Below are 9,681 nucleotides of genomic sequence, written 5' to 3' on the forward strand. Positions count from 1 at the left end.
AAAATCTTAATTTCTACTTGATCCTGGTTTGATAGGTTGCTTGTGTTTGGTTGAGCAGCAATTAGGAAACAAGTCAAATCAAGCCATTATTTGTGCTTTTGGCAATTGACCCTCCTAAATGCCAACTGTATTTACATCTAAGAAGGGGTGAATATGGAACTTATGGATGGTACGTGCCTGCTAGCAAATCAGTGCAAACGGCGGAATTTTTTGTTGGGTGCAGGATTCTTAACGGGGTTAACAATCGCTAGCCAATGGCATCCGGTATTGGCTAACTCAAGGTTTTCTGGCTATCCGTTCAGTCTTGGTGTTGCCTCTGGCGATCCTTTGCCGGATGGTGTTGTTATCTGGACACGACTGGCTCCAAATCCACTCTCTGGAGGTGGAATGCCAATCGTAAATGTCCCAGTGCGGTGGCAAGTCGCCCTTGATGAAAACATGAAACAGGTTGTGCGGCGAGGAACAGTACTAGCAACACCAGAGTTAGCGCACTCAGTCCATGTTGATGTCCGTGGGCTAAACCCTGACCATTGGTATTGGTATCAATTTCAAGTGGGTAGGGAAGCTAGCCCAATTGGACGGACTCGTACAGCACCAGCATTTTATAGCTATACCCAACAACTGAACTTTGCTTTTGTCTCCTGTCAAGACTGGCAAAATGGCTACTATACAGCTTATCGGCATTTAGCTGAAGAAAATCTCGACCTTGTGGTTCATCTGGGTGATTACATCTACGAATACGGGCCACAATCTGGTGGGCCCCGCCAGCATAATAGTCCAGAAATTATCACTCTTAAAGACTATCGCGATCGCCACGCTCTGTACAAAACTGACCCAAATCTCCAAGCTGCTCATGCGGCTTTTCCCTGGATTGTCACTTGGGACGATCATGAAGTTGACAACAACTACGCCAACTTAATTCCCGAAGACAACCAAACCCAAGAGGCTTTTAGAAAACGCCGAGCCAATGCTTACCAAGCTTACTACGAACACATGCCCTTACGTCAGTCTTCATTGCCCAAAGGCCCAGACGCGCTGCTTTATCGGCGGTTGACTTTCGGTAATTTAGTTGAGTTCAATGTGCTAGACACTAGGCAATACCGCACTAATCAACCTTGTGATGACGGACTTAAGCCTCGCTGTCCCCAAGCTTTTGATACAAATGCTACGATGACCGGCTCAGAGCAAGAGCAGTGGCTACGAAAAGGGTTAGACCAATCGCGATCGCGCTGGAATGCGATCGCTCAACAGACTATGTTAGCCGAGTACAATTTCAATAGTAGTCCAGGTGTCGGTGTCTTCAATGTAGATCAATGGGACGGTTACGTGGCTGCACGTAATCGGCTTTTGAGTTTTCTAAACCAGCGCCAACCCTCTAATCCAGTGGTAATTAGTGGAGATATTCATTCTAGTTGGGTACACGACCTGAAGCTTGATTTCAATAACCCAAACTCACCGACGGTAGGTACTGAGTTCGTAGGAACTTCAATTACCTCTGACTTTCCCACCTCATTCATCGCCCCATCTCAAGCAGCCCTAACTAATAATCCCCATACTAAGTTCTTTGACGGTGCTTACCGAGGATACGTTCGCTGCAACCTGACTCAAAAACGCTGGCAAAGTGACTATCGCGTTGTATCAAGCATCGTTGACTTGAATGCCTCTGTCAAAACCCTAGCTTCGTTTGTAGTCCAGAACGGACAACCAGGGGCACATCTAAGTTAAGCAAATCTCATAACCAATCAAACAAACCCTCCAGATTCTATTTGGAGGGTTTCAATATAGTATTAAATATGATTTCGACCATAACAATATCTTAATTCAGATATTTTTATCCCACATTTTGCGAATGTTCGGATATAGCAATGCTATCTGAGTTACCAAAACTGCAAAAGACTTAAAAAAGGCGGCAGATATGAGAAATTCAGGTGGAGTGTAGACTATTCAAGTGGGAAGCGTAGGCATAGCCCGTCGTAGACATCGCCTGTTAAAGCTTATACTGAATCAATTTTACTATAGAGTTATTTTGGCATTTATTTGCAATACTTAACTAACTTCTAATTAACAAAAGTAAACATAGATTAAAAATAATAACTAACATCATAATTTATTAAGTTCATCAGACTAAATTGAGAGTATCCTGAATAGTTGAAGTCTAGTTGAAAGTTTAAGTGACTAAGTGCAAACAAACTTAAACATTTGTTTAGTTTTTTATCCTTTGCCATTTGTTTGAGTGTTAAATACTAAAAAATAAAGTTTATTTGTGCCAACTTACTAATTAGGTTGTCAAGCAAGGTGGTGAAAATCCGACCAGAGCCAAGTACCAACAGCGAAAACAAAAGTAAACTTCACAAAAATTACGTAAGATGATCAGAAGAATTTTGCTGGCTGTATCGGGATTGGGACACGCAGAAGAAATGCTCAAAACCCTGAAAGAAATCCCTTCAATTCAATCTGCAAAAGTTACGATTTTGCATGTTGTTCAAGCACAAAATGCTGCTACTACCATGACAACTAAATGGGAAAATGGGGGTAAAATTCTGGCGAATGCTATTCAAACTTTGAACTTAGATCCTAGCCAAGTTTCTTCAATTTTGCGTGAAGGCGATCCCAAAGATGTGGTTTGCCAAGTAGCTGATGAAATCGACGCTGACTTAATTATTATGGGTTCACGCGGACTGAAGCGACTGCAATCGATTTTATCGAACTCAGTCAGTCAGTATGTTTTCCAGCTATCTTCTCGCCCCATGTTGCTGGTAAAAGATGACATTTATGTTAAAAGAATTAAGCGAATTATGGTGGCAATAGACAATTCTGATTCAGCAAAAAATTGCTTGAAATTGGCATTGTTTTTACTGCGAGATATTCCGGGCGGCGAATTAATTTTGGCAAATATTAGTACAGATTTCGGTGGTAAAAAATCGGAAATAACCAAGGTTAACTCAGACAAAAATCCAGTTTTAGCAGCCGCAGTTGCAGAAGCTGAAAAACTAGGCATCCAATCTCGTTCTTATATCAGCAGTGGCAAACCTGGTGAAGAAATTTGTCGATTGGCAGAAGAGTTAAATATAGATTTATTATTGCTCGGTTCTCCAGATCGTCGTCCATCGATCGCTAAGAGTTTTGTTGATATAGATCGGCTCATCGGATCTTCCTTGTCTGACTATGTTCGAGTCAATGCCACTTGTCCGGTATTGTTAGCGCGGACAATCGCTTAAAGTAAACAGTGCTGAGTATAATAATTGTTGTAATAAAATAGTAAATAAGTAAGATTTGTCTCGTCTTTACTATTCAGCACCCAGCACAGGCTACGCTAACAGCACTAAATTGATAGTTGATAAATAAAAACCCCTACACTATTGGTGCAGGGGTTATTTATTTTATACACAAACTCTTAACTATCTTTTCCACCTTCGCGGCTAGCAGTTTGGATGTAAAGAATTAGTAAAAACACGGCGGGGACTAGTACGAACAAAATGCTCGCTATGAACCCCAGGTCATTAACTTGCATGGCAAGAAAACCTCTCTTTAATTTCCAGTCAACAACATTAGGATAGCATTATCCATGACAGAGTTATACCAATTCAAAATTCAAAACTTGTACTGAGCTTGTCGTTGGCGTAGCCTCTCCGCCAGGAGAAGTATTCAAAATGTCCGCGTAGCGTCTCGTAGAGAGGAAACTCAATTTTGGTAAGTATTTTGACTACTGACTGGATAGATGACAGATTTGAGAATTTAAGGCTTCGTGACTACGCTGACTGAGCCATTCACTAAAGTTTGACAGGCAAGGCGATAATTTTCTGGCTTTTTCTTGAATTTCCGGTTTTCTACGTCTGTGCGGGGGGAAAGATTTTCTAGTCCTTCGACTATCTCGACAACGCAAGTACCACACTGACCATTACCACCGCAATTGGTCATTTTACCAATAAATGTATATATATCAATGTCATTTTGTATCGCCTTGAGCCGGAGATTAGCACCATCTGCTGCCACTACTTCTTTATTTTCTTTAACGAATTTGATATTACCCATAACTGATTCCTCCTTGACTGTAAGCTTGGCTTTCAAGGCTTCATATTGACATAGCTTGATTAACATCTTATTTATTATCATAATTCATTGCAAAATATTAATAAATATTAATTTTCTCAAATACGATGCTACAAAAAAATAGGACAGGTAAACTACCTGTCCTATAAATTGAAAAATAGATTAACTTATCTAAATCCCACAGCTGCTTGCCAAACGAAAGCAAGTAACAAGAAGAATACCGGGATGACTGGGAGAACGTCTACCAAAGGATCGAAGATTTGGTAAGCTTCTGGCAGTTTTGCTAATAAAAGTGCTGCTTCCATGTTTGTTTAAATCCACCTATCCAACACAGCTTTCATAATTGAGAAGTATCTTAACATGGTTTGAGTCTCGATCATTGGTCAATAGTCATTTGTAATTTCACCCTCATCTGATGCTGATTCAGATGAGTTGAGCCAGTGACCAAATTCTGCAACAAAGCGATCGCTCAAAATTGCTTCTCTAATTTTTTGCGTAAAGCGAATTAGTTCGGTAATGTTGTGAATGCTCAACAAGGTATAAGCCAATATTTCTTGCGATCGCACTAAATGAGATATGTAAGCACGGCTAAAATTTTGACAAGTGTAACAGGGGCAAGTTTCATCTAATGGCGTAAAATCTTCACGAAACTTAGCATTTTTTAAATTCCAGCGTCCGCCTTGGACTATCGCTGTACCATGCCTTGCCCAGCGAGTGGGAATGACGCAATCAAATAAATCTATACCAGATGCGATCGCGATCGCCATTTCCCGATAAGTACCCACACCCATTAAGTAACGCGGCTTTTCGGGGGGTAGAAGTGGTGCTGTTACTTTGACAATCTCAGCCATTAATTCTGGCGGTTCTCCCACACTCACGCCACCAATGGCATATCCGGGCAAATCCAACTTAGCCAAAGCTTCCGCCGCACGGCAACGCAAATCCAAATACACCCCCCCTTGCACAATCCCAAACAATGCCTGATCGCTGCGTTGATGAGCTGTTATACAGCGTTCTAACCAGCGGTAAGTGCGCTCAGTTGCAGTTTCAACCTCTTGGCGAGTCGCTGGATAGGGCGGACACTCATCAAAGGCCATAATTACATCAGCCCCCAAAGTATTTTGAATCTCAATGGAGCGCTCTGGTGTTAAGTTAATAATTCGTCCATCATGGGGCGAGCGAAAAGTTACGCCTTCTTCAGTAATTTTTCGCATCTCGCTTAAGCTGAATACCTGAAATCCACCCGAATCTGTGAGCATTGGGCCGTTCCAACCCATAAATTTATGCAATCCACCACCCCCAGCCACGATCGCTTCCCCTGGTTGTAGGTGAAGATGATAAGTATTAGATAAAATCATTTGTGCCCCAGTATCTCGGAGCTGAGATGGAGTAATAGTTTTGACATTTGCCAGTGTTCCCACTGGCATAAATCTGGGGGTTTCTACAAGACCGTGAGGAGTGAAAAACACTCCTGCTCTAGCTTTGGTTTGACTACAGCAAGCAAGACATTGAAAAGAAAAATTCGCACTCATGCCATTTGGAATTTTAGATTTTAGATTTTGGATTGTGAAACACTAATCGGTAAAGAGTTTCAAAAATCCATAACTAGTACAACGCAGCAGAAATAAACCTATCATTTCATTACAGCCAGAAAGCCCAAAATCAAAGCTTTTTGACTTCCGTCTTGCTGTACTAGCAGCCATAAAACCAAATGGTATTAGGGCAAAAATAATATTATTTGGCTAAATTATGACCAAACATCAAAATTGGTAATTGAGTTTTAGCGAACACTTAAGCATTCATTACTAACCTAGTTACCAACTTTACGAGTATATACTGTAAATAATTGTTATTTAGAAAGAATCAGAACAGTCATCGTCAATTTCTGCATCCCACCTGGCTGAGAGTACTTGTTCCATCATCGCTTCTATAGCGCTGACATTGAAGCTTCGCTCTCGTCGCTCTTGTAAAGGTGTCGATCGGGGAATTAACCGCAGACACACTCCTTCTTGCATCAAATCGAAGTAGGTTTCTTGTTGCGACGACTGTTTTAGTTCCAAGTAATCAAAACTACAAACATTCAGATATAGCGCCCGGTTAGCCACTAAGGTAGACCTTTGCGGATTGGCAAAAACTTCCATCACATCCCCTTCACCCTCGCTCAGTACCTTATCTTCTTGGGTGTAGATGTAGTGGACTCGACCTAAATCTGCCAGCAATCGCCGGATGTCGAGCTTATTCACAATGATGCCCGTGTTAATAATGCACGGAGCTGGTATCCTGGTGTCGGGTAGATGGTGACTCATAGGAAAATTGCGATTGAGCTAAGGAGAGCAGCAACATAGCTAAACTGTCATAATTGAATAGCTTGTTTACTCCCTACATTTAAAAAAATATCAATTTTGTGGGGCAATCGTCTAATAATTTGGAGTAAGTTTTTAGTTAACGAATACAAAACACAAATTTTGCTCCCTGATGGAATTTTAACTTCCTAAGTTAGTCGTTTTTGTATAAAAAAATACCCAAAAATATTTGTTTACCACTTAGACCAGCATAACAAAATTTTTAACGAGAATGTTTAATGGAAGTAAATCTTATTTAAAGTTTTAAAGTCTACTGATGTCGGTCGTACCGAAATTATGACTATTATCCAGCAATTTACCAAAAATTAATGTAATTCAGATGACGAAACAGCAACAGTGGTGGAAAAAGCTGCTGTTAAAGCTGGCAGCTAGTATCATATTTTACACAGTAATTCCACTGCCGTATTTAAACGGATTAGACTTTCGGGGAGTGGCACTTCTTGCTTCGCTTGTCGGGGTTATGATTGGGGGAATTTTAGGATTGCTAGATACGGGGATGGATTATATTGGTATGCCCGTGTTAACTCGTAGTGCTTTGGTAGTAAGTGTTTGGATTGCCATAACTGGAGGATTACACTTAGATGGGGCAATGGATACTGCCGATGGTTTAGCAGTCGGCGACCCAGAGCGGCGACTGGAGGTGATGGCAGACAGTGCTACAGGAGCCTTTGGAGCAATGGCTGCGATCGCCTTGGTGATACTGAAAATAACAGCTTTGACGGATATGCCAGAAAACCGTTGCTTGTTGCTGATGGCTGCTTGTGGCTGGGGACGTTGGGGACAGCAACTAGCGATCGCCCGATATCCTTATCTAAAAGCAACTGGTAAAGGCGCATTTCACAAACAAGCCATTCGTTCTTACAAAGATTTGTTACCGGGATTGTTGTTGTTGTTTAGTTTGAGTGGTTTACTTTGGCTAATAGATAAACAGCAGCTATTTCTCGCGCTGACAATCATAATTGCTGGAAGTGCGATCGCCACTTTAACTGGTGCATGGTTCAACCACAAACTAGGCGGACACACAGGAGATACCTACGGCGCAGTCGTTGAGTGGACTGAAGCCTTATTTCTCTGCGCATTGACCGCTTTTTAAGAAGGGGAGCAGGGGAGCAGGGGAGCAGGGGAGCAGAGGAGCAGAGGAGCAGAGGAGCAGAGGAGAAGTAAGTCTTTCCCGTCTGCATCTTTGCCTCTTCGTATGACCAATGACAAATGACAAATGACTACTTCACTTAATCGGTTGCAACTTTGTCACTTTAAGTTTAAAAGCCCCAACCCCAGTTTCTCCAAAAGACCGGACGCGAATAACATAACTCCCTGTCTCTACGATGCGAGTAAATAGTAAGGAATTGCTACTACCATCAGGGCCATCATCATTTTCTGCCAGAGTTGAACCATCAGGTGCCAGCAGTGTGATGATGCTGTCAAAGTTTTCTGATGACAGGTCAACTGCTAAATTATCACCTTTCTGTAACTTCACAGTGTAATCACGGGCAAACCCACCTTGACCTGTGGGAATATCTTTGTCTGAAAGGCGATCGTCAATTTCAGTACTGTTAGATAAAGGAATTGGACTATACAATTTATTTTGAGCAAAAGCTGCACTGGTACTAATGCTTATTGCCAGCAATGTGGCAGGAATGATGATGAGTTGTTTTAAACCTGCCGCCAAAACTTTATTCATACATTTCAAGCAATTTTTCTACAAAAATAGGGTAATTCGGTCAATTTATGCATTTATCTGTCAAAGCTTGCCCATTACTTCTTAATTTATCCATCTTTGACAGCAGTGGCTACAGCAACTAATCCTAAGACCACAATTCCATACTGACGAAGTGTTTGCACAGCAGACCTCGCAGTAGCACCAGTAGTATAAATGTCGTCCACTAACAGCACTGGGACATTTGGAGGACGATGGCGAAATTCTTGCCCAATAGCAAAAGCTTGGTTCAAGTTTTTTTCTCGTTTAGATGCCGACAAACCAAACTGCGCTTCAGTTTCTCGCACTCTTGCTAAACCGTTTGGTTTCAATTTTAATCCAGTTATTTCGCAGAAACTTTGTGCTATCAGTGCGGCTTGATTGTATTTACGTTGTTTTTGTTTGCTAGCGTGAAGTGGGATAGGAACTACTACAGGCTGGCTATCTCGCTTCGGTGAATTTAACAACCATGCTTCCCCTAACCATTGACCCAAAGGACGAGCTATTTGGGGTTGATTTTCGTATTTCATCGCTGCGATCGCTCGTTTCACCGGGCCACCATATTCTCCCCAACCAAACACAGGTATAGGCTCTTGCCATAGAGAAATCGGGTCTTTACGTTGACATTTTTGCAGTTGTCTGGTGCAGTTCTGACAGAATTCTTGGGAAGTTGCACGTTGACATAGAGGGCAATGGGATTGGAGAAAAAGATTGAGTAAGCCTGTGAGATTTTTAATCCAAGCGTGCATTTAGAATTGTCCTTTGTCATTGGTCATTAGTCATTAGTCTTTGACCAATGACTTAACATACACGCGATCGCATCTTGTTGTTTCTACTCCCGTTGCTGGAATGTAGCCATTGCTTTCATACAGCTTGACTGCTTCCACCAAAACACTGGCGGTTTCAATCCAAATTTGCTGAAAACCACGCTTTGCGATCGCTGCTTCTAGCTGTTGTAACAAATATTTCCCTAATCCTAAACCCCTGATGCTGGGCAAAAGATACATTTTGCGGATTTCTACAGCTTTTTCGCCTCGGTGTATGGGGTAGTATGCTCCAGTACCTACTAACTGACTTTGGTGTTCAATTACCCAAAACTCTCCCCCAGTAGCCAAATAACATTCCTCGACTCGCAACACATCTTGGTCAGCACCCTTGGGTTCCCAAGCCAGACCGTATTCTGATAATACATAACTGATGACTTCAGCGGCTCTTGTGCGATCGCTTTTCACCCAATCACGAATTAAAAAATCTTGATAATAGTTTTTCATTACCATTTGCTGGTCAAGTTTACCCAGAAAAATTTTCCGCATCTATATCCCAATTTACTCAGCAAATAGCAATTCTTGCAGAGTTCATTTCAAGCTGTACTCTCAAGGCGTGAATTGTGCCAGTACTGAGAAAAGTCATCTTTAACAAAGAAATCGGCTCTACATCTACCTATCTCATCAATGCACAACCAAGTGTCTTCTTGCCAACTAAGTAGGTGGGCGGGAAAATTTCTAACTATGTAACGAAAGCTTAACCAGAAAGACTAGAGTTAAATTTAATACGTTTTGTACTGTATTTGCC

At 41.7% G+C, this 9,681-nt stretch carries 11 protein-coding genes; 3 read left to right on the forward strand and 8 right to left on the reverse strand.

Annotation, left to right across the window (positions count from 1 at the left end):
* The first annotated feature begins 153 nt into the window (after positions 1–153).
* On the forward strand, positions 154–1,725 hold the full coding sequence (locus tag V7K84_RS32035; protein ID WP_334844236.1) for an alkaline phosphatase D family protein: 1,572 nt from the start codon (positions 154–156) through the stop codon (positions 1,723–1,725).
* 641 nt (positions 1,726–2,366) lie between these two features.
* Positions 2,367–3,218 carry a universal stress protein gene (locus V7K84_RS32040; RefSeq protein ID WP_334844238.1) on the forward strand — a complete coding sequence of 284 codons (852 nt, stop codon included), beginning with the start codon at positions 2,367–2,369 and terminating at the stop codon, positions 3,216–3,218.
* A gap of 176 nt (positions 3,219–3,394) precedes the next feature.
* Here V7K84_RS32040 and psbM read toward each other — a convergent pair whose 3' ends face one another.
* The 5 genes from psbM to V7K84_RS32065 all read right to left on the reverse strand — a co-directional run bounded on the left by psbM (position 3,395) and on the right by V7K84_RS32065 (position 6,356).
* Entirely contained in the window at positions 3,395–3,511 is a 117-nt protein-coding gene (gene psbM, locus V7K84_RS32045) for a photosystem II reaction center protein PsbM (protein WP_084227279.1), read from the reverse strand.
* A 224-nt stretch (positions 3,512–3,735) separates the two neighbouring features.
* Positions 3,736–4,032 (reverse strand): 2Fe-2S iron-sulfur cluster-binding protein, encoded by a 297-nt coding sequence (locus V7K84_RS32050; protein WP_334844240.1) that lies wholly within the window; start codon positions 4,030–4,032, stop codon positions 3,736–3,738.
* A 185-nt stretch (positions 4,033–4,217) separates the two neighbouring features.
* On the reverse strand, positions 4,218–4,355 hold the full coding sequence (locus V7K84_RS32055) for a photosystem II reaction center protein K (protein ID WP_006195022.1): 138 nt from the start codon (positions 4,353–4,355) through the stop codon (positions 4,218–4,220).
* Positions 4,356–4,433: 78 nt separating this feature from the next.
* A complete protein-coding gene (tgt, locus tag V7K84_RS32060; protein ID WP_334844242.1) occupies positions 4,434–5,582 on the reverse strand; it encodes a tRNA guanosine(34) transglycosylase Tgt in 1,149 nt (382 codons plus the stop codon).
* Positions 5,583–5,903: 321 nt separating this feature from the next.
* Positions 5,904–6,356, reverse strand: a complete 453-nt coding sequence (locus V7K84_RS32065; protein ID WP_094347994.1) for a hypothetical protein — start codon at positions 6,354–6,356, stop codon at positions 5,904–5,906.
* A gap of 376 nt (positions 6,357–6,732) precedes the next feature.
* Between V7K84_RS32065 and cobS the strand changes: the two genes are divergently transcribed.
* Positions 6,733–7,506 (forward strand): adenosylcobinamide-GDP ribazoletransferase, encoded by a 774-nt coding sequence (gene cobS, locus V7K84_RS32070; RefSeq protein WP_334844244.1) that lies wholly within the window; start codon positions 6,733–6,735, stop codon positions 7,504–7,506.
* A 132-nt stretch (positions 7,507–7,638) separates the two neighbouring features.
* Here cobS and V7K84_RS32075 read toward each other — a convergent pair whose 3' ends face one another.
* The 3 genes from V7K84_RS32075 to V7K84_RS32085 form a co-directional block, all read right to left on the reverse strand.
* Positions 7,639–8,094 (reverse strand): PPC domain-containing protein, encoded by a 456-nt coding sequence (locus V7K84_RS32075; RefSeq protein WP_334844246.1) that lies wholly within the window; start codon positions 8,092–8,094, stop codon positions 7,639–7,641.
* Positions 8,095–8,180: 86 nt separating this feature from the next.
* Positions 8,181–8,858 carry a ComF family protein gene (locus tag V7K84_RS32080; protein ID WP_334844247.1) on the reverse strand — a complete coding sequence of 226 codons (678 nt, stop codon included), beginning with the start codon at positions 8,856–8,858 and terminating at the stop codon, positions 8,181–8,183.
* Between the two features lie 33 nt (positions 8,859–8,891).
* Positions 8,892–9,380, reverse strand: coding sequence for a GNAT family N-acetyltransferase (locus V7K84_RS32085; RefSeq protein ID WP_334844251.1), 489 nt, complete (start codon positions 9,378–9,380; stop codon positions 8,892–8,894).
* Positions 9,381–9,681: the final 301 nt, after the last annotated feature.

The sequence above is a fragment of the Nostoc sp. genome (assembly GCF_036917315.1).
GTDB lineage: Bacteria > Cyanobacteriota > Cyanobacteriia > Cyanobacteriales > Nostocaceae > Nostoc.

Excerpts from the sequence above, each read along its gene's own strand:
- psbM (WP_084227279.1), bottom strand. The coding sequence starts at position 3,511 with ATGCAAGTTAATGACCTGGGGTTCATAGCGAGCATTTTGTTCGTACTA.
- V7K84_RS32055 (WP_006195022.1), bottom strand. The coding sequence starts at position 4,355 with ATGGAAGCAGCACTTTTATTAGCAAAACTGCCAGAAGCTTACCAAATC.
- V7K84_RS32080 (WP_334844247.1), bottom strand. The coding sequence starts at position 8,858 with ATGCACGCTTGGATTAAAAATCTCACAGGCTTACTCAATCTTTTTCTC.
- cobS (WP_334844244.1), top strand. The coding sequence starts at position 6,733 with ATGACGAAACAGCAACAGTGGTGGAAAAAGCTGCTGTTAAAGCTGGCA.
- V7K84_RS32085 (WP_334844251.1), bottom strand. The coding sequence starts at position 9,380 with ATGAAAAACTATTATCAAGATTTTTTAATTCGTGATTGGGTGAAAAGC.
- V7K84_RS32065 (WP_094347994.1), bottom strand. The coding sequence starts at position 6,356 with ATGAGTCACCATCTACCCGACACCAGGATACCAGCTCCGTGCATTATT.
- V7K84_RS32075 (WP_334844246.1), bottom strand. The coding sequence starts at position 8,094 with ATGAATAAAGTTTTGGCGGCAGGTTTAAAACAACTCATCATCATTCCT.
- V7K84_RS32035 (WP_334844236.1), top strand. The coding sequence starts at position 154 with ATGGAACTTATGGATGGTACGTGCCTGCTAGCAAATCAGTGCAAACGG.
- V7K84_RS32050 (WP_334844240.1), bottom strand. The coding sequence starts at position 4,032 with ATGGGTAATATCAAATTCGTTAAAGAAAATAAAGAAGTAGTGGCAGCA.
- V7K84_RS32040 (WP_334844238.1), top strand. The coding sequence starts at position 2,367 with ATGATCAGAAGAATTTTGCTGGCTGTATCGGGATTGGGACACGCAGAA.
- tgt (WP_334844242.1), bottom strand. The coding sequence starts at position 5,582 with ATGAGTGCGAATTTTTCTTTTCAATGTCTTGCTTGCTGTAGTCAAACC.